Here is an 18,534-nt window from a genome sequence, read left to right as displayed (position 1 = left end):
GGATGAGTCCAGAAGCATTCGAGGCAGCTTCAAAATGAGGCTACTTCAATGTCTAGGATACTGGGAGCAGTCCAGTTTTACACTCTCTGTTTCCTTATAAGGTTGATACATTAATATAATGCTTAAATTATGTTTGTAAATTTAAACTTAAAAATCTCACCACCCCATATAGAACTTCTCGATAAATGCACGAGTCTGTGCAACCAACTGATCAAGGATGCTACTACGTTTACTCAGTGCCATACTATAATTAGGTAATTTGGTTAGCTCATCCTTTCGAGGCATTCGTTTAGTATAATGATAATCATTTAGTATTTTCTCAAATACAGTGACATTGAGATTTTCTTTTTCACATATGGCTTGGTAGGCATTTTCTTTTTCCACATCCCAAAACTTGGCAAAGGCATCCTCAACCTTTTCTCCATTGATCAATCTCGGCATGGTTTCATCAATGAATTTCTGTATCAGCTCTTGTTTATCATGCAGACTGACTTCACTGCCGATCAGATCAAGCACCTGTGCTTCATACTGTTTGCGTAGTTGCTCATCCTTACTATCGACTGCCATTTGTAACAGTTGAATGATATAGCCGACATTGATACGGTCGCTATGCAGTAGCTCAAGTTGAAAATCCACATCATCCAGTACCGACACTTTGTCTTTTTTCGTGGTGGTTTTTACCTCACGGCACAGGTCGCTATATTTTGATGCAAAGTTTGCGTATTGCTGTTTATCCAGTCCAGTCTGATCTTGATCATACTCCACAAAGGTTTGCAGCTGTGCATGGTTTCGCATCACTTCACGGAAGGCTTTGATAAATTCCAGTTGCTCATCTTCGGTTTGCAGTAGGTCAACGGTCTGCTCTGTTGGTGTAATCTCTTTTAAGGCATTCACTGCCTTTTCATAATCTTGCTTGATCTCAGTGAAAGGTCGGATCAAGACAATACTTTTCGCTTGCTTATTGGAGAATAATGCCAGTGCTTCATCGGTTGCACGTTTGAGATTTCGGAAGCAGACAATATTGCCAAAGGGTTTGTTTTCATTCAGAACACGGTTGGTTCGAGAGAAGGCTTGGATCAAGCCATGATATTTTAGGTTTTTATCGACATACAGCGTATTTAATGGCTTGGAGTCAAAGCCTGTGAGGAACATATTCACCACTAGCAAAATGTCGATTTCTTTCTTTTTAACACGATCAGCAATATCACGGTAATAAGGGTAGAACTGCTCGCCTGAGTTATAGTTGGTTTGAAACTTGGCATTGTACTGCGCTATATAGCGATCGAGTTTATCCCGATTAGATACATTGATCTGCGTTGGAATGTCGGTATTTTCCTCATCAATCATGCCTGACTGATTTGGTGATGAGTTATCCGCTGTCGGCTCAACATCTTGATTGGCAGCATAGGAAAAGATCGTGGCAATGGTTAATGGTTTAAACAATTTGCCTTGCGCTTTATCGTGTTGCTGTTTCTCGGCTTGGACTTGCTCGAATAGCTCATAATACTTAATCAATGTATCCACTGAGTTCACACAAAACATAGCAGTGAAATCACGTTGCTTGGTTTTGGTATCGTGATGATCCACGATATAGCGAGCGATCATTTCTAGTCGTTTTGGATTGTCATACAGCTCTTTGATATCAATGCCTTCGACTTTTTCCACTTCATCAGCTTGCCCAACATCATCCGCTTGACCATCCACACCATCAAGCGACTGTTGCATGCCTTTGGCGGTGTATATACCTCGGTAGTCGATTTGGAACTGAAGCACGTTTTTATCTCGGATCGCATCGACGATGACGTACTGATGCAGTCGCTCGTTAAACAGATAATCCGTAGTGAGCTTCAATCCTGCTTGGCTTTGGCTATTGTCATCAAAGATCGGTGTGCCTGTAAAACCAAACATCTGCGCATTGTGGAAGAACTTTTTGATATTACGATGAGTTTCACCAAACTGACTGCGATGACATTCATCGAAGATAAACACCACTTTTTTATCTCGAAGATAGTTGATGTGTTCGCTGTATTTATCGGTGCTGATGGCACGATTGAGCTTTTGCAATGTGGTGACGATGAGCTTGTCATGCTGTTGATCAAGCTGATTGACCAGTGTTTTGGTATTGGTGGTGCTATCCACGCTATCGGTCTTGAAGTGGTTAAACTCTTTGGCGGTTTGTGTATCAAGATCGTTGCGATCGACCACGAACAGTACCTTTTCAACCTCGGGCATTTGCATGATGATCTGACTGGCTTTAAACGATGTCAGGGTTTTGCCTGAACCTGTGGTATGCCAAATATAGCCATTCTCTGAACTTGTCTGCACTCGCTCAACGATCTTTTGCACCGCATAGATTTGATAAGGGCGAAGTACCATGAGTTGCTGTGTGGTTTCGAGCAGTACCATATACTGGCTAAGCATCTGTGTGAGATGCTGAGGGTTCAAAAATACTTCAGCAAAATCCACGATTTCATTGATCGGGGTATTGCTAAAATCCGTCCACGGAAAGATAAAAGCAATATTACTCGTGCCATTGGCGTAGTAGCGAGTATTCACGCCGTTGCTGATCACGAACAATTGAATAAACTGAAACAAGCCCAAGCCTGCGCTATAGGCTTCACGGCTATAACGATGCACTTGGTGAAAGGCTTTGGCGATCTCCATGCCACGTTTTTTCAGTTCAATCTGTACCAAAGGCAAACCATTGACCAAGATCGTCACATCAAAACGGTAGGTACGTTGACTGCCATTTTGTGGGTCGATGGTGATTTGATTACTGACTTGGAAATGATTTTTACGGTGCTCGCTAAATAAAAACTCGATATGCCGACTTGTGCCATTGTCAAAGCTGACAGGGCATTTATTACGCAGGTTCTTGGCACGTTCAAAGATCGTACCGTTATTGAGATAGCTCCAGACTTGTTTCCACTCGTTCTCGGATAAAGGCGGAATACCGTTGGCACGTTCGATCTGACTTTTGAGGTTAGCGAGGAGCTGTGCTTCATTGTGGACATTGACTCGCTCTATACCGAGTTGCACCAGTTGGTTGATTAAGTCGTTTTCGAGTTGGTATTCGCTTTGTGTGCTCATCGTGGTTTTTAACCCTTTATCTCAATCTTACGTCAATCCATCTACACAAACATCTGCTGCAACAAGCCTTTTTTCCATGTTTTGGCTTGTTGTAGCTCGCTTTGAACTGTCATTGATTAAACCTCTATCCCTTGTTGATCAAGATAATTATCTAATTCTTCAGCATAAGCATCATAATCCTGCTCATAGAGTGCCTGACTATATGAGATGTTATTCGGTAAAGGGTTCAACTCATCAAGATAATCATTAAATTCTTCATATTTTTCATATTTATACACTTCCATATAATTGACATCGATCTTTAGAAACAAATGAATCAATAATGCTGAGAATCCATCGGTAATATGTTGAATTACTAATGCAGTATATGCATCCATTTGGTATGGTTTTGGTAAAAGCTTTCCATGAGAAACTTCACCTATTTTATTTCTTACCTCACTCAAAAAATGTGCCCAATTACCAATAATATTTAACAACAAACTGAACTCATTTTTTTCTATTGCAGTCAAAACACTTGAATGCTCAAGTAAACATTTCTTAGCTTTACCAACCAATTGTGTAAAGTCCGTTTTATGAATATCTTTATCATCAATAACTTGATCTAATTTTCTAACAATATTTTTTGAAATTGATTCTAATATTGATTTACAACATTCAAGTAAAATATCGTTATTTTCATTGTGCTGCTTATCAATCTCATTCAATAGAGTATTAAGATTAGCAAGCCATGCATGGTTATTTTGGCTTACCAGCACCTTTTGTTTCGTTAAATCCATAAAAACACCTACACAAACATCTGCTGCAACAAGCCTTTTTTCCATAATTTGGCGTGTTGAATTTGCTGCGCGACGACTTCAATTTTTTGGTCAATGGCAGATAAGAAACTTGCGATTTTGGTTTGTTCTTCACTACTTGGATATTCAATTTCTGAATTGGCAATAATATTCCAATCAGCACGAGGCATTTTTGACCCTGACTGAATATTTGTTAATTCTGTGAATTGTTCACTTTGAATATATTGAAATAAATAATCATTTGAAATTTTCAAACCGTTGAGAACCCAAATTTCACTTGAGCAAACACCCTTAAATTGTGGCTTTGCGAATTTTCTTAAATATGGTCGTAATTTTCCAAATAAAACACTATTAGGCTCAAAAAAGTTCTTTGTACTTTTTTGCTCAAGACTGCTAATAGTTCCTAATATTTCACCTGTGTTCTGTGATAAATGTTCTAATTCAATACAAGGTAAATTTTCGACATTTTGAGGGTCATAATTTTTGGATTTATTTGTAAAAACTTTTTGAATTTGATGCGTTTCCCACTCCCCAAACTCACTACCATCATCCGCTTTAAAACGAATCTGCTGACTAAACAGCTTTTGCATCATGCCTTGTTTATATTGGCTAAGCAGTTCGTGTTTTTGCGTGAGTTGGCTAATCTTTTCATCCACTGCGGAAAGAAAAGAGGCGATTTTGGTTTGTTCTTCTTTGGATGGAACAATTAGTGGAATTTGATGTAAAACACTACCTTTAATTCCTTGAACAGTCCCACCTGTAGCTTTTGACTTTAAAATCTCCTGAAAGCTTTCAGATAAAAACTTCTGTTTCAAAAACAGATTATCTAATAAATCAATTTTTCCTCGATATTTGATAACTCGTTGTGCTAATGCTATGTCTGTTCTATCAACACTTGCAACATTACCCAACGGTGCTTCAGTAGTAATTAAAACATCATTTAACTCTACTTTTCCTCTACGCATAACATCATCAAAAGCTGATTCTTCAATGAACTCCTGTGAAGCAGAGTAATCTAAATATCCTTGTTTAATATTTTTTGCAGTTACAAGCAAAATTCCTGATTCAACTTTTTTAGGAGTTTTTCCTCTATAGTCAACGTAATCTGCCAAATCAATAATTTTTTTACTGATCCAGTCCCCATCAAACTCTTTAAATCGTAACTTCGGTGCAGCCATTACTTTACCTCCGCAAAAGGAGAAGCAATGCCTAGCTCTTTGCAAAAATCTGTAATGATGGCATCGATCTTTTGGCTGTCGTGTTCCAAAGCTTGAAGCTGTTTTGCAATCGCATCTAAATCAATCTCGGCTTCCGCTTCAAAGGTATCCACATAACGCGGAATATTCAGGTTGTAATCGTTATCTTGCACTTCTTGCAAAGTCGCCACATGCGCATATTTTTCAATATTTTCACGCTTTTCAAATGCCGCAACAATCTTATCCAAATGCTCAGGCAACAGCTTGTTTTGGTTCTTCTGCTTTTCAAACTCATTGCTGGCATCAATAAACAGAATATTGCCGCTATGCTCACGGTTTTTCTTCAACACCAAAATACAGGTGGGAATTGAAGTGCCATAGAAAATATTGGCGGGTAAACCAATAATGGCATCCACCACGTTCATCTGCTCAATCAAATACTGACGAATCACGCCCTCACTCGAACCACGGAACAATACGCCATGCGGTAACACCACCGCCATCGTGCCATTGTCATCCAGTTGATACAGCATGTGCTGAACAAAAGCCATATCCGCTTTGGAACTTGGTGCAAGTTTGCCATAACGAGAGAAACGCTCATCTTGCAAAAATAACGGATCGGCTGACCATTTGGCAGAAAATGGCGGATTCGCCACCACCGCATCAAACTTTTTATCTAAATGCTGTGGACGGGTTAAAGTATTTTCCTGCTTGATGTCGAACTTGGCAAAATGCACATCATGCAGAATCATGTTCATGCGTGCCAAGTTGTAGGTGGTACGGTTCATCTCCTGACCGTAAATCATATCGACATCTTTTACTTCACGTTTGACCCGAAGCAGCAACGAACCCGAACCGCAAGTCGGATCATAGACTGAACGTAAACGCTCTTTGCCTTGGGTGACAATCTTCGCCAGTAAAGTCGATACCGTTTGTGGTGTATAAAACTCCCCTGCTTTTTTACCTGCACCCGATGCAAACTCACCAATCAGGTATTCATAAGCATCACCGAGTACATCAGCTTCGGTATTGCTCAAGTCAAAGTCGATATTGTCTAAGTGGCTAATGACTTTACTAACCAATTCATTGCGATCGTTGGCATTGTTGCCGAGCTTGGTCGAGTTCAGGTCTAAGTCTTCAAATAAGTGCGCAAAATCATCTTCGGACTCAGCACCAAGTGTGCTGAGTTCGATGGCTTTTAAGGTATTGGTCAAATCATCAAGAACAAACTGACCTTGACGAGCACGTAGCGCAATGCTGTGAAAGAGCTGATCAGGCTTGAGCGCATAGCCAACTTCGGCGATGGCGTTCTCTAGAATGGCTTCGATGTAGTCTTGATGGGTAGCATTGTTTGTATCAAGCGTTGCGTAGTGAAGATTTTCACCCTCATCGGCTAGCAAGGCATCAGCGAAATTGACTGCTTTTTCAGAAAGATACTTAAAGAATATAAAGCCGAGGATGTAATCACGGAACTCGTCTGCGCCCATCTTGCCACGTAAGTCGTTGGCGATATTCCAAAGTTGTTTTTGTAACTGTTGTAGTTGCACTTGTGTCATTTTAAAAGATTATCCGCATTTCAATCAGCTTGTATGAATGTCTTGATTCTAAACATAAAAGCGTCTCTTTGCATCCGATAATCGCAACTTGGTACAGCATCAAGACAGATTGTGTCGTGGTGAAGTGATTGCCTAGACTCTTTGTGTATCGCATTTCGCTATCATGCGGATATTGATTGTTTATCAATTCTGTTTATAATTTTGATTATGTAACGTATTCAAAATATCGTAATTAAAAGTATCATGGTGTGCTTATGACTCAGCCTAAACCACATGACCTTGCTCAAGCTAACAGGGCTCAATCTAACAGTGCGCAATCTAAACATAGCAAATCGGATGACTCTCAATCAGCCAATACGCACGGTGGCAAACGTGATGGTGCTGGTCGTAAGACAAAATATGATGAGCCGTCAAAAGTCATACGCATCCCTCTCTCACGAGAGGAAGACGTGAAGCGGTATTTATCTTTACCAAAAATTAAGATCAACAATGAAGTGAGTTCGATCATTGCACTGGAGGCTAAAACACGGCTTGAAATACCAGTAGCAATGCAAAAGGTAGCTGCGGGTTTTCCATCACCTGCACAAGACTATATTGATAAAACCATCGACCTAAACGAGTACTTAATTAAAAATCCAGTAGCGACCTTTATTATCGAGGTGGAATCCTTATCATTGCTGAATGCTGGCATTGATCTTAACGATAAAATCATTGTTGATCGAAGCCTGACACCAAAGCACGATGATATTGTACTTGTGTTGATTGACAACGATTTCACGCTAAAACGCTTGGTCATGAAAGGCAGTGAAATTTGGCTCGCTGCGGATAATCCCGATTATCCCGACATTCATTTTAAAGAAGGTCAGACTGCAACGCTGTGGGGTGTGGTGACTTCTGTAATTAAGAAGTTTAGATGATGAAGCGTGATCGTATTTTTGCACTGATCGACATTAACAATTGCTATGTCAGTTGCGAACGTGTATTCGATCCTAAGCTCAACGACCGCCCTGTGATCGTGCTGAGTAATAACGATGGTTGTGCGGTGGCTCGAAGTAATGAAGCAAAGGCGCTAGGTATCAAAATGGGTGTACCACTGTTTCAGATCAAAGACGTGGTACAACAACATGATGTCAAAGTCCTGTCCAGCAACTATGCACTGTATGCAGAAATGTCAAAACGCTTTCATTCGATACTCGCAAGCTATGTTGCGCCTAATGATCAAGAAATTTATTCAATTGATGAATGTTTCCTAGACTTAACCCAGTACACCAAACTACTTAATGTGAGTGATTATGCTTTTGACATGAAAGCTAAAATTCTTCGGTGGATTGGTTTACCTGTTAGTGTCGGCATTGGTGCATCTAAAACTGAAGCCAAACTTGCAAATCACATCGCCAAAAAGAATGATTGTTTTCATGGGGTATGTAACTTATTAGAACTTGACCCACTGATTAAAGAACAAATGTTTGCAGAAATTGAGGTTGGTGAAGTTTGGGGTGTTGGTCGGCAACAAAATAAAAAGCTGAATGCGATGGGGATTTATTCAGTTTTGGATTTGGCACTTACCAGCCCTCAACATATTCAAAATAATTTTTCAGTGGTACTGAAGCGTACCGTGATGGAGTTAAACGGTATCTCCTGCATCGAATTAGAATATGCACCACCACCAAAAAAAGAAATCGTCGCCAGTCGATCCTTTGGCAATAGAATCACTGAACTTGATCATCTCAAAGAAGCCATGTGCCGATATGTGCAAGATGCGATCGGACGCTTGAGAGAGCAAGGCGCTGTGTGTGGCTGTATCATTGCTTTTGTACAATCAAATCCATTCGATGCAAATCAGCCTTACTACGGAAAATCAGCGTCATATCAGTTTTCAGAGCCAACCGATGTTGTCACGGTTTTAGTTAGTACCGCTATGAAGATACTTGAACAAATTTATAAAGATGGTGTGATCTATAAAAAGTGTGGTGTGCATCTCTCCGCATTATCGCCGAAATCCAATATGACTTTTGATCTGCTCAGTGACCATAATCAAAATGAGAAAAACGAAAATCTCATGCAAGCCTATGAAGCGATCCAAGCCAAATACGGCAAATCTAAAATTGCATTGAGTGGGTGTTATCTACCAAATCGTGCTTGGAGTATGAGCCGAGATCGTTTGACACAGAATTATTTCAGTTTGAATGGGTTGCTTCGGGTGTAGCAATTACAATACTGATGAACACTGAGTAAGACGAAATACTAAATGTATCCAATTAAAAATATGTAGTTTTACTAGTGGCTGTTCGGAGCGCTTAAGAGGTTGAATACAATAAAAATTGATGATAAAGAATAAGATTCCCGTTACCTATTATAGTAATTAATAAATTTAATGGGTCTAGATAACTTTATCACAAATCAAAAGGTGCTAAAGTTTGGCTATGACTGGGTTAAACAAGTATTATAAGCGTTCACATATTTCTGAGGCTAAGTTTAGACAAATAATCAAACTATTTTGTCATGATTTACCTGCGTCTAAAGTAGCGCAAATGACAGATGTCAGTCGGGTTACCATCAACAGAATATATCTCAAGTTACGCATTCGTTTAGCGTATTTTATGTGAGCAAGCATCGCCTTTATCAGGTGAAGTTGAAGTCGATGAAAGTTATTTTGGCGCACAGCGTGTACGTGGTAAACGTGGTCGTGGTGCAAGTGGCAAAACCATCGTCTTTGGCATTCTAAAGCGTGAGGGAAATGTCTATACTGAAATTGTACCTGATGCCTCTAAAAGGCAATTACAGCAAGTGATACGTGGTAAAGTGGATGTTAGTAGCATCATTCATTCAGATGGGTGGAGGGGTTATAACGGACTCGTTGATGTTGGTTATGAAAAACATTACCGAGTCCATCATGGTAAGAATGAATTTGCTAGAGGTAGCTCACACATCAACGGTATTGAATCATTCTGGTCTTATGCCAAAAGAAGACTGAGAAAATTTAATGGTGTCGCTAATGAAAAATTCTATCTCCACATTAAAGAATGTGAGTTTAGATTTAATCATCGACATGAAAACCTTTATGCTAAACTGCTTAAAGAATTAAGAAACAATCCGCTCTAAAGTTATCTAGACCCTAAATAAAACACCATCAAGATAGATATGTGATTCAAGAAGAAAATGATAAGTAAAAATAAGTTACAAAAATCAGAGGAGTTTATTATCTACGAAGAAGATGTAGTACGCTACGTAAGAGAATTTCCTTTTTGGCTTCGGCTTTTTCTGCTGCCCTGGTCTCTGTTTTCTATTCCTTTCGTCTTGTACTATTTAGGCTTAGCACAATCGACGGATTGGACAAATACTCCAATTTTCGGAGTCATTTTTGCAACTTTCGGATTTTTGATCCTTCCTCTTGTTTTTTCAACTATGATTTTGTGGTTTGCAATTTTAGGTGATTCAATTGATTTGACGTTAAATTCCAAATCTAGAGAAATCATTCTTCTAAGAAAGTCTCCTTTTAGAAGCAGGCTAACACATTACCCCCTTTCAAATTTACAAGTATATAAAGTTGAACTGGAATCAGACTACCCTGTTTACGATGCTGCAATAGTTACACTAAGAATGCCTGATGGTGTCAAAGTCAGTATCAGTGCTTTCTCTCGCGATGAAGAAGCGAAATACTATATTCAGAGATTGCGCAAACTCATCGCGATAGCATCAGAATCACCATAAAATCAGACACAGTATTTTTAATGCGCTATGTAGACTTATTTTACTTTTGTCACTTTACCTTACAATGAACAAGCCATTTGGGATTATGCCAAGTATTCAATTTACTTACAGGTAAACCAAGTGATAGTTTTAATATACTGATTATGCCTATTTAAGTTATGTGCTAAAAAGGCTGCCGACACATAAAGTGACCCAGATTTAATAATTACTGCCACACCGCTGAAAATCCAACTCAAATTATGAACAGTAAATGTCAACAGACCCTAAACAGCATTGGATTGCTATATCAGAATAGGTTGGATTTCGACTTTGTTTGCCTTGTGCTTGGGCATACCATTTCGTTTTTGGATCAAACCAAATGGCAATATTTCTTCGATTGATCAGAGCTTGGTTGTATGTAAACCAGTTGGTTGTACTATAAATTTTAGGTTTAGGCCTATTCGTCTGAGAATTATATTGCTGAACAACCCCCTCAAAGTATGTTTGTGCAACAAAGCCCTAGCGTGCATTCTTACCTATTTTTATTCTGCTTCTTTCGCTGTAACCCCCGTGTTACCCTCAACAGCTTTGAGGGAGAATTTAAGTGTTTACACAGTCTCGAAATGATATGTCAATTTATCACTCGCTATTCAGTTCGGCCATTAAAGTATTTTAAAGAAAAAAAGGCTATTTGCAATTTAAGGTGGGATTTTTTTAAATCTCGCCTTATTTTTATCTTACCAAACTCTAATTTTGGCAATCTAAGGTTGAACTACTTAAGCCAATCATTTCTAAAATTTGCATTATAAGGTTGAAAGTGAATTTAGCTTTTTAATAAACCTTTTAGTTGACTCAAATTAAGCCAAGAAAGCCTCATGAAATATGAGGCTTTCTTATTTTAATCTTTCTGTTCTTCATCAAACTTTTTATATTGTTTCGATAATAAACTTAAGCTCTTCATTTGTTTACCAAAACGTCGGCACGAACTACACATCAGCACATGAAACTGTAAAGCACTCATCTCTTTAAAATTCAGTATTCGATCTTGTTTTTCTGAAAGCAATTGAGTCGCTTCTCGGCACGTCAACATGAACAATCCTCCTGAAGCAACCATTTATTTTCTAAACACTCACGTAAACGTGCTCGACTTCTGTACATCAACACATTTAAATGAGAAATCGTGAGTTGTAATTTCTCACAGATTTCATCTGAACTCAGTTCAATCATTTCCCGCAACATAAAGACTTGTGCATACTTGGCTGGTAAATGATTTAAACATGCATCAAATACGATCCAAAAATCTTGTTGTTCCATCATTTCTTCAGGACTTTGCCATGCGTGGGGTGCTTCATATTTATGCCAATGTCCAGCCTTATCAAACAATTCATCTATACTCAAATCATTTTCTTGATCATCAAATAACTCACTCATTGTAATTAAGCGGTTTTTTTGTCGAATTAAATCCACAATTTTATTTTTTAAAATAGCAAAGACCCACGTTTTAAAAGCAGCACGTCCTGAAAATGATTTCAGATGTTCAAAAGCACTCGTTAATGCTTCTTGTACAACATCTTCAGCTTGTTGAAAGGATGAAAGTTGTAGCAATGCAAATTTGATCATTTGCTGTCGAAGATCATTTAAATATTCGGTATTGTGCAATTGCTGATTTGAATCATCATTATCAACTGAGTCTAGATACATATTCATGCCTTATTTAACACAATCTTGAGGAATATATATCAGTTCTAAGCGACTCAATAAATTAGATAGTGCATTGATCTGTAAATCAATCTCTTGCGCAGTCAGATCAACTAAAGTCGAGCTCATCAGTTTACGCAGTTCACCCTCAGCGAGTGGTGCTTGATTAAGTTTTTCGATCAGATATGCAAATAAGGGCGAGAGTGGCTCCACACAGACCTGATCATCTTGATTTCGCCATACCATAATTGCACTAGGATCTTGTTCAAAATCAGTTTGATTGAGTGTCCACCGATAAACTGGATATTGATAGACCAAAACCCACACTTGGGTTTTAAATTGCCATAGAGGTGCCTGAGTAAATTGCCTCTTTGGAATGTCTACAGTATCTAAATACAATTCTAGCCATTCATATTGAAGTAGCTCAGCCAACCACGGATAGCTGTGTAAAACTGGATGCTGTTGATCGCTTAAGTATTCTCTAAATTGCAGTGAAATATCATTATAAAATGGCGATTGATTCGTAGATTTTTGAAAAAATTCTTCTAATAGTTGTTGCCATGTTGGTTTTGGCAAAATCGATCGTGCAACGGGATAAACTAAATCGACAAAAGAACTTACGTTATTAAATAATAACTCTCGATAAACACGCATACGTTCAGTTTCAAAGGATGAAGGGATGGGTTGTTTAGGATCACGTATCCAATTACAAAATGCGTTTTGGGTATCTTGAAAAGAGTGGAATTTATTATTCATTTTATTATCCTCATCATTTGGTAAGACATGCTGCGCTAGACACTGCTGGCTGAATTAAATATTTTTTGTATACGTTCAATTTTCGCAAGTTCAGCTCGAAATTCTTGCCATGTCGGAATATTAAAATCACGTTCTAATAATGTTGGTTTTACACCATGTTGTTGATAAGTAAATTGTAATAGCTCCCAAACTGGATCACGAATCGCTGCGCCATGAGTATCAATTAATAAATCATCACGCACTTGCTCATGACCCGCAATATGTAAATAACGAATGCGATCTCGCGGCATTTTTTGGATAAATTCATAAGCATTGCTCTGATGATTAATGCTATTCACATAGACATTGTTTACATCTAAAAGCAATTCACAATCTGACCTTTGAATGACTTCGGCAACAAACTCGGCTTCACTCATTTCAGCATGTGGCATCAAATAAGTGGAAACATTTTCAAGCACCAACTTTTGCCCAAGAATATCTTGAACACGAAGAATACGCTCCGACACATAATGCACCGCGTCTTCAGTCATCGGAATCGGTAATAAGTCATATAAATAGCCACCGTCATTGGTATAGCTTAAATGCTCTGAATAAGTTGTGACCTGATAGCGTTTTAAAAATGTTTTTATCTGTTGAATAAATTCAATATTCAGTGGATGCGGACCACCAATCGATAAAGAAAGTCCATGACAAATGAGAGGTGCTTTTTCAGCATATTGTTCAAGTAGTTTGGCATGTCGACCACCAAAATCCATCCAGTTTTCAGGTGCAACTTCAATGAAGTCTGGATAAGTGTCCAAGTTTAAAAAGCTGTCGATAAAGTCGCGCCTTAAACCTAAGCCAACACCTGTTAAAACAGTCATGGAATATTCCTTATTGAATGATGTAGACCCGAATTACGATTGATCTACATCATTCATTGATATTATGATTCTCTGGCAGATTATTTGGCAGCACCACATTTTGCATCAGCAGCTTTTTTATCTGCTCCACATTTAGCATCGGCAGCTTTTTTATCTGCACCACATTTGGCATCGGCAGCTTTTTTATCAGCTCCACACTTCGCTTCCGTTGTTTTATGTTGTTTTTTCGCTTTGTCAGCACCACATTTTGCTTCACCACACTTTGCATCTGCTGTTTTGGTTACATGTGTTTCAGTTGTAGTTGAAGCAGCAGAGACTTGAGTCGCTGCACCAACCATTGAAAGTGCAACTAATGCAGCAACTGATGTCATTGAGTTTAATCTATTCATTTTGAAGTTCCTTTTGGAGTCAATTTTGGGTTTTGTACTAGGGTACATATCATTAGACGAGCGACCAATCCATTTATTACAGTTAAAACTAAAAAAATTATTGTAATAAACCAACGCTTCAATCGACTAATAACAATTGAATGCTACTCGGTGTGAAATTCTCATGAAGTACTTAATCAACTCAGTATTACAACGCTATCAAAATTTTCTACAACACTTTAAACATTTAGATGGCATGGCTGCACTGGCACTAAGAATCTACCTTGTTCCTATTTTCTGGATGGCGGGGCAAAATAAACTGATGCATTTTAGTGATACTGTCGAATGGTTTGCCAATCCTGATTGGGGCTTAGGCTTGCCCTTCCCTACCCTCATGGCTGTTCTTGCAACTTCAGCAGAACTTGGTGGCGCAATATTATTAGCGCTTGGACTATTTACCCGTTTAATCAGTATTCCACTGATCATTACGATGCTCGTTGCGATTTTGACGGTACATCTCCCAAATGGTTGGCAAGCAATCGCAGATGCACATGCTCCTTTTGCAAATGCACAAGTCTTGGCATCTACAGAAAAATTAGAAAAAGCACGCGAAATTTTACAAAACTATGGAAATTATGATTGGCTTACATCGAGCGGTTCATTCGTCATATTGAATAATGGAATCGAATTTGCTGCAACTTATTTGATTATGCTGCTCGCGTTGGTTGTGCTGGGTGGAGGGCGATATTTCAGTGCAGATTATTGGCTGAATCAGTGGATAAAAACGCTTCATCGATAAAAAATGCCCTGTCATCAACATGGATGGCATGCACTTCCCATTAAAAAAATGGGCGGTTCGTGCTATTCAATCACACATAGACACCCATTATATTGAAATGATGTCTATGAATCACACAACTAATTTCAACCATATAATGCAAATAGCCGAAAAAAAGAGAGCAGTCCACTCTCTTTAGTTTCGGTTATTCGCTTTATCCTCAATCCACTGATGAATTTCGATAGCAAGCCAACCTATACGCTATTGTGAGATGACTACTTTCTTTGAAAAAGTTGGGTTGTAGTACGGTGAGTCCTCATCCATCATCTCGTATATCTTTGTGATTACTCCTAAGAAATGATGCGAGCAGGAATTGCTCAAATGATCAGGGAGTCCGATAAAAATTTACTGCGTCCGATACGATCCATAGTTACACCATAGCCTTCACCGACTGTGCCAATCCAGTCTTGATCGCTTTGACAGTGTCTGTCTTTGCACTTGCTGTCTTAGTAGAATTAGATTTTGGATGTTCATCATCTCCACCTTGCTGATTTTGCGTGTTAGATCGGTTTTGATCATCGGCTTCAAGATCAGTGCGACTATCCACCTCATCCTCAATTTCCACATCAAAGCCTGCATTGGCATAGCCTTGTCTTGCCATATAGTCCACAGCCTCTTGAATGTAGCCTGCATCTTTACACTGTTGATCAAGTTGCTGTGCTTGTTGAATGGCATCATTTAAGGTCATGCCATCTTGCAACGTGATATCCACGTAATATACAGGAGTGCGATAGCTTTGTGTGGTAGATTTCCCTCGCAAGGTCAGTTGCAAAGGTAGACACGACAGTCGATCACTGGAAGCCGCATGATAATAAGCCAATCGAGCGGCTAAGGTGCGGATGCTGTTATAGCCTGTGGTACGAAATACAAAGGTGCCAAATTCATCACTGGCATCAAGGTTGACATACAGTCTGCCATAGGGTTTACACAAACCATTTTGACCAATTGGACACAGCTCTGGTGATGGACATGGATGCTGTTCAATGCCGTTGGCGGTTCTGCGCTGACAGGTTTCGCCATTACCACGGCACAGTGGTCGTCCAGTCTGACGATCAAACAAAGTATATTCAGCACGAAGACTCAGCTCAGGATCATTAAAGATCATGCGTACTGGAATGGTTCTGAGCTTTCTGTCAGGATTTTTACTGCGCAGTTGTTCATCTAAGGGATGTTTAATCCAACCGTCTTGATTTTGCAGTTGACTGGTAATAGTGAATTGATCGTCTTTTTCAGGGAGACGTTGGCCTTGTTTATGTACCACTTTACCGATACTGATACGACCAAGTACAGGTGGGGTGATGGCGAGTCCTTTAATCATGAGATTACTCCGATTTTGATTGTAAAGTTGGATTCAGTAGATACCAATGCAAACAGCCCATAGCGTGTGCTATGGGCTGTTTGTTGAGTTGTATTGCTTCAGGTTTATTGGCTCAGCGTATGCTGAGCTTTGCTAATTGGGCAGATTGACAACAAAGCGCCGTGAGCCTGCTTTGCTTTGTGGATATTGCTTTAGCAGGTTCGGTTGATCTTTAAGTAATGCCTTTTGGTTGAGGATGGTGCTGTCTTTACTTTTCTTCCAGTAGATCGTGCCTGATTTAAAGATCGCTTGTTCTGCATCTTTCATCTGCATTTGCAATTGATGTTTCAGTTGGTCATAGCGCAGTTGATGTTCAGCGATCAGATGGCTGTTCTTTACTAAGTCATCAAAGAGCGCATTGGCATTTTCATCTTCACTGAAATCGACTTTGTGTAAAGCACGATGTTCAGGATAAAGCTGTTGGATAGCTTTGGCAGAAGATTCAGACGCATCAACACTGGGCGGAATATCCTGAACCACACAATTCCAGAACTTTCGCTCGGCTTCGATCAATTGTGCAATCACGGTTTCATTTCGCTGTATGGTAAAGATTTTTGCTTCATGTCCGCAGATCAAGGCACACAGATGTGCAGTCTGTTTGCCTGTCACAGCCAATTGATGTTGCACTTGGATCAGTACATATAAAGGCACGCTATGTCGCCAGTTTTTAGTGCCCCATTCACCGACCGATTTGCATTCAAGGATGTGGACATCCTCATTACCCACCACGGCATAGTCTAAGTTTGCCAACATAAAGGCTTTATCCGCATCAGGGTGTTGAAGCACGCTATTGATACGTCTGACTTTATTGCCTGTTTTGAGTTGATAAAACTTGGCAATTAAGGGTTCAAGTTGCTGTCCCCAATACAGCGGTGAGTAATGATTGTCTGTAGAGCTTTCCGCAGGCTGGGCAACCCGACCTGTTTTAATCATCCACAGTTCTAACATGCTTTGGTAGGGATTCAGTCCACAGGCTGCTGCGGCATCACTTGAGCCTATGCCTTGCTTGCGGATAGCTAACCAATCTTCACGGCTGATGCCTTTGGTATTGGCGAAGCGTTTTGCGGTAGCGGGTACAATCTTGGTTTGCATATTCATATTGCTGTCCTTTGATAGATTGATTGGGTTTATTTCAAATACGGTTAAAAAAGCCATACCGATTTCGGTATGGCTAGATAGAGTAAGTTTTCGGATTTATGCGTTAAGTGACTATGCAACTAAACGAAGTGCTTGATCTAAACTGCGTTGCTTTAATGCCGAACCTGCACCAAACCAAGCAGAATCTAATCGATGATCGGTACTGATGGCTCGGCGCTCATGATCAACAAATTCAGTCATAGCACACAGTAAGCCATACGCAGTATCTTTAGCTGAACTTAATTCTGCACCTCGTCCATGCCCATTAAACATGGTCATCACTTTTGACATGGCTCGACCATTCGGTTCAGCCTTTTGATTTGATGATGCTGTACCTTGTAGATGCAACGATGGGCGTTGCAGTTGATGCGGATACACATCGTGATAATCATTAAACACTTGATCGAAATACAAGGCAGCTTCTTGCTGACTGACTTTACGTTGCGTCAATTGCTTCATTTGATATAAATGCTCATCCCACGCTCGCACAGAAATGCCCAATTGTTGTTTCACAGATTCAGCATCGAATTTTGTGCTGTGAGGCACTTTAACAATACCCGTGCCATTGCCTTTATGACTTAGTGCAATCGCTAAGGTGTTATTACACACCACACGGATTGAGGTAAATTGCGCAGTGGTGGCTAAGGTGCCATCACAGGCTGTTGCCAGCAATACATAACCATTGCTGACATCTTTGCCTTTTAATGCGCCTGTTTGACCTGTACGCGCCAAAGCCCACAGTTTCTTACCGCCTTTGATTACACCCGCAGTTTCCAACTCAAAGCCTGACTGTTCGGTTAAGTCTCGATAAAATTCTAAAATCTCACGAGGCTGTACTTCTTGATAACGCTGACTGACTACCGACAGTGGGGTATGTGTATCGGAACGAAACAGTACACGCTGTTCTTTATACGGTTTAATCAATTGTCCACCGCATAGACTGTCTGCCATAAAGCTGACATCTGAGGACTCGATTTGCCAATCCATACCAGCTTGTTTTGCCCAAACATCAATGGGTTGATTGGGACTAAGTGCATTGCCTAAACCATGCCAAGGGGTTTTACCGACAAACGCCATTGTTTCAACTTGATGTGCCATGATGATTCTCCTGTATTGAAGTTGAATAGTTCATGGCGATAATATGTATGTGAAATTAACTGGAATGCTTTCATGATTGCGCACTCTGATGTT

The 18,534-nt window shown here is 39.7% G+C and carries 16 protein-coding genes and 3 pseudogenes; 5 read left to right on the top strand and 14 right to left on the bottom strand.

The genetic code is table 11. The annotated features are described in order from the left end of the window. Window positions 1-156: 156 nt before the first annotated feature. From MKI79_RS11275 to MKI79_RS11260, 4 genes are all read right to left on the bottom strand, one after another. Entirely contained in the window at window positions 157-3,090 is a 2,934-nt protein-coding gene (locus MKI79_RS11275; protein WP_241573696.1) for a type I restriction endonuclease subunit R, read from the bottom strand. 116 nt (window positions 3,091-3,206) lie between these two features. Beyond that, entirely contained in the window at window positions 3,207-3,866 is a 660-nt protein-coding gene (locus tag MKI79_RS11270; protein WP_241573693.1) for an abortive infection family protein, read from the bottom strand. Between the two features lie 8 nt (window positions 3,867-3,874). Continuing rightward, window positions 3,875-5,062, bottom strand: a complete 1,188-nt coding sequence (locus tag MKI79_RS11265; protein WP_241573690.1) for a restriction endonuclease subunit S — start codon at window positions 5,060-5,062, stop codon at window positions 3,875-3,877. Continuing rightward, entirely contained in the window at window positions 5,062-6,636 is a 1,575-nt protein-coding gene (locus MKI79_RS11260) for a type I restriction-modification system subunit M (RefSeq protein ID WP_241573687.1), read from the bottom strand. Before MKI79_RS11260 ends, MKI79_RS11265 begins: the two co-directional genes overlap by 1 nt. Window positions 6,637-6,890: 254 nt before the next feature. Here MKI79_RS11260 and MKI79_RS11255 point away from each other — a divergent pair, with 254 nt between their 5' ends. The 4 genes and pseudogenes from MKI79_RS11255 to MKI79_RS11240 all read left to right on the top strand — a co-directional run bounded on the left by MKI79_RS11255 (window position 6,891) and on the right by MKI79_RS11240 (window position 10,347). Then, window positions 6,891-7,553, top strand: coding sequence for a LexA family protein (locus tag MKI79_RS11255; protein WP_241573683.1), 663 nt, complete (start codon window positions 6,891-6,893; stop codon window positions 7,551-7,553). Beyond that, the gene (locus tag MKI79_RS11250; protein ID WP_241573680.1) at window positions 7,550-8,842 is read left to right on the top strand and encodes a Y-family DNA polymerase; all 1,293 of its coding nucleotides are present in this window, start codon (window positions 7,550-7,552) and stop codon (window positions 8,840-8,842) included. The genes MKI79_RS11255 and MKI79_RS11250 overlap by 4 nt, the downstream gene beginning before the upstream one ends. A gap of 217 nt (window positions 8,843-9,059) precedes the next feature. Beyond that, window positions 9,060-9,738 (top strand): annotated as a pseudogene (locus tag MKI79_RS11245) (IS1595 family transposase). 57 nt (window positions 9,739-9,795) lie between these two features. Continuing rightward, window positions 9,796-10,347, top strand: coding sequence for a hypothetical protein (locus tag MKI79_RS11240; RefSeq protein ID WP_241573677.1), 552 nt, complete (start codon window positions 9,796-9,798; stop codon window positions 10,345-10,347). A gap of 264 nt (window positions 10,348-10,611) precedes the next feature. Here the strand turns inward: MKI79_RS11240 and MKI79_RS11235 are convergent. From MKI79_RS11235 to MKI79_RS11210, 6 genes and pseudogenes are all read right to left on the bottom strand, one after another. Beyond that, window positions 10,612-10,770: pseudogene (locus MKI79_RS11235) on the bottom strand (IS5/IS1182 family transposase); the annotation flags it as partial. Window positions 10,771-11,224: 454 nt separating this feature from the next. Then, window positions 11,225-11,416 (bottom strand): zf-HC2 domain-containing protein, encoded by a 192-nt coding sequence (locus tag MKI79_RS11230; RefSeq protein ID WP_017482457.1) that lies wholly within the window; start codon window positions 11,414-11,416, stop codon window positions 11,225-11,227. Beyond that, window positions 11,410-12,027 (bottom strand): RNA polymerase factor sigma-70, encoded by a 618-nt coding sequence (locus MKI79_RS11225; protein ID WP_407651649.1) that lies wholly within the window; start codon window positions 12,025-12,027, stop codon window positions 11,410-11,412. Before MKI79_RS11225 ends, MKI79_RS11230 begins: the two co-directional genes overlap by 7 nt. A 9-nt stretch (window positions 12,028-12,036) precedes the next feature. Continuing rightward, complete coding sequence (locus tag MKI79_RS11220) at window positions 12,037-12,780, bottom strand: HvfC family RiPP maturation protein (protein ID WP_241573670.1); 744 nt, start codon at window positions 12,778-12,780, stop codon at window positions 12,037-12,039. Between the two features lie 35 nt (window positions 12,781-12,815). Next, entirely contained in the window at window positions 12,816-13,643 is an 828-nt protein-coding gene (locus MKI79_RS11215; RefSeq protein WP_241573650.1) for an HvfB family MNIO-type RiPP peptide maturase, read from the bottom strand. Window positions 13,644-13,723: 80 nt separating this feature from the next. Continuing rightward, window positions 13,724-14,032, bottom strand: a complete 309-nt coding sequence (locus tag MKI79_RS11210) for an HvfA family oxazolone/thioamide-modified RiPP metallophore (RefSeq protein ID WP_241573647.1) — start codon at window positions 14,030-14,032, stop codon at window positions 13,724-13,726. A 163-nt stretch (window positions 14,033-14,195) separates the two neighbouring features. Between MKI79_RS11210 and MKI79_RS11205 the strand changes: the two genes are divergently transcribed. Continuing rightward, a complete protein-coding gene (locus MKI79_RS11205) occupies window positions 14,196-14,810 on the top strand; it encodes an HvfX family Cu-binding RiPP maturation protein (RefSeq protein ID WP_017482450.1) in 615 nt (204 codons plus the stop codon). Window positions 14,811-14,984: 174 nt separating this feature from the next. On the opposite strand, the pseudogene MKI79_RS11200 reads toward MKI79_RS11205, so the two are convergent. The 4 genes and pseudogenes from MKI79_RS11200 to MKI79_RS11185 all read right to left on the bottom strand — a co-directional run. Beyond that, window positions 14,985-15,146 (bottom strand): annotated as a pseudogene (locus tag MKI79_RS11200) (AlpA family phage regulatory protein); the annotation flags it as partial. Between the two features lie 73 nt (window positions 15,147-15,219). Then, the gene (locus MKI79_RS11195) at window positions 15,220-16,167 is read right to left on the bottom strand and encodes a recombination directionality factor (RefSeq protein WP_241573644.1); all 948 of its coding nucleotides are present in this window, start codon (window positions 16,165-16,167) and stop codon (window positions 15,220-15,222) included. Between the two features lie 132 nt (window positions 16,168-16,299). Next, window positions 16,300-17,304, bottom strand: coding sequence for a YqaJ viral recombinase family nuclease (locus MKI79_RS11190; RefSeq protein WP_241573641.1), 1,005 nt, complete (start codon window positions 17,302-17,304; stop codon window positions 16,300-16,302). A gap of 111 nt (window positions 17,305-17,415) precedes the next feature. Beyond that, window positions 17,416-18,420, bottom strand: a complete 1,005-nt coding sequence (locus MKI79_RS11185; protein WP_407651648.1) for a DUF932 domain-containing protein — start codon at window positions 18,418-18,420, stop codon at window positions 17,416-17,418. Window positions 18,421-18,534 lie beyond the last annotated feature (114 nt).

It is taken from the genome of Acinetobacter sedimenti, from assembly GCF_022601685.1.
Lineage (GTDB): Bacteria > Pseudomonadota > Gammaproteobacteria > Pseudomonadales > Moraxellaceae > Acinetobacter > Acinetobacter sedimenti.
Note: the sequence above shows the minus strand (reverse complement) of the source record. Positions and strands in the feature narration are given on the sequence as shown.

Excerpts from the sequence above, each read along its gene's own strand:
- MKI79_RS11260 (WP_241573687.1), bottom strand. The coding sequence starts at position 6,636 with ATGACACAAGTGCAACTACAACAGTTACAAAAACAACTTTGGAATATC.
- MKI79_RS11275 (WP_241573696.1), bottom strand. The coding sequence starts at position 3,090 with ATGAGCACACAAAGCGAATACCAACTCGAAAACGACTTAATCAACCAA.
- MKI79_RS11225 (WP_407651649.1), bottom strand. The coding sequence starts at position 12,027 with ATGTATCTAGACTCAGTTGATAATGATGATTCAAATCAGCAATTGCAC.
- MKI79_RS11250 (WP_241573680.1), top strand. The coding sequence starts at position 7,550 with ATGATGAAGCGTGATCGTATTTTTGCACTGATCGACATTAACAATTGC.
- MKI79_RS11185 (WP_407651648.1), bottom strand. The coding sequence starts at position 18,420 with ATGGCGTTTGTCGGTAAAACCCCTTGGCATGGTTTAGGCAATGCACTT.
- MKI79_RS11220 (WP_241573670.1), bottom strand. The coding sequence starts at position 12,780 with ATGAATAATAAATTCCACTCTTTTCAAGATACCCAAAACGCATTTTGT.
- MKI79_RS11270 (WP_241573693.1), bottom strand. The coding sequence starts at position 3,866 with ATGGATTTAACGAAACAAAAGGTGCTGGTAAGCCAAAATAACCATGCA.
- MKI79_RS11205 (WP_017482450.1), top strand. The coding sequence starts at position 14,196 with ATGAAGTACTTAATCAACTCAGTATTACAACGCTATCAAAATTTTCTA.
- MKI79_RS11240 (WP_241573677.1), top strand. The coding sequence starts at position 9,796 with ATGATAAGTAAAAATAAGTTACAAAAATCAGAGGAGTTTATTATCTAC.
- MKI79_RS11190 (WP_241573641.1), bottom strand. The coding sequence starts at position 17,304 with ATGAATATGCAAACCAAGATTGTACCCGCTACCGCAAAACGCTTCGCC.
- MKI79_RS11215 (WP_241573650.1), bottom strand. The coding sequence starts at position 13,643 with ATGACTGTTTTAACAGGTGTTGGCTTAGGTTTAAGGCGCGACTTTATC.
- MKI79_RS11265 (WP_241573690.1), bottom strand. The coding sequence starts at position 5,062 with ATGGCTGCACCGAAGTTACGATTTAAAGAGTTTGATGGGGACTGGATC.
- MKI79_RS11195 (WP_241573644.1), bottom strand. The coding sequence starts at position 16,167 with ATGATTAAAGGACTCGCCATCACCCCACCTGTACTTGGTCGTATCAGT.
- MKI79_RS11210 (WP_241573647.1), bottom strand. The coding sequence starts at position 14,032 with ATGAATAGATTAAACTCAATGACATCAGTTGCTGCATTAGTTGCACTT.
- MKI79_RS11230 (WP_017482457.1), bottom strand. The coding sequence starts at position 11,416 with ATGTTGACGTGCCGAGAAGCGACTCAATTGCTTTCAGAAAAACAAGAT.
- MKI79_RS11255 (WP_241573683.1), top strand. The coding sequence starts at position 6,891 with ATGACTCAGCCTAAACCACATGACCTTGCTCAAGCTAACAGGGCTCAA.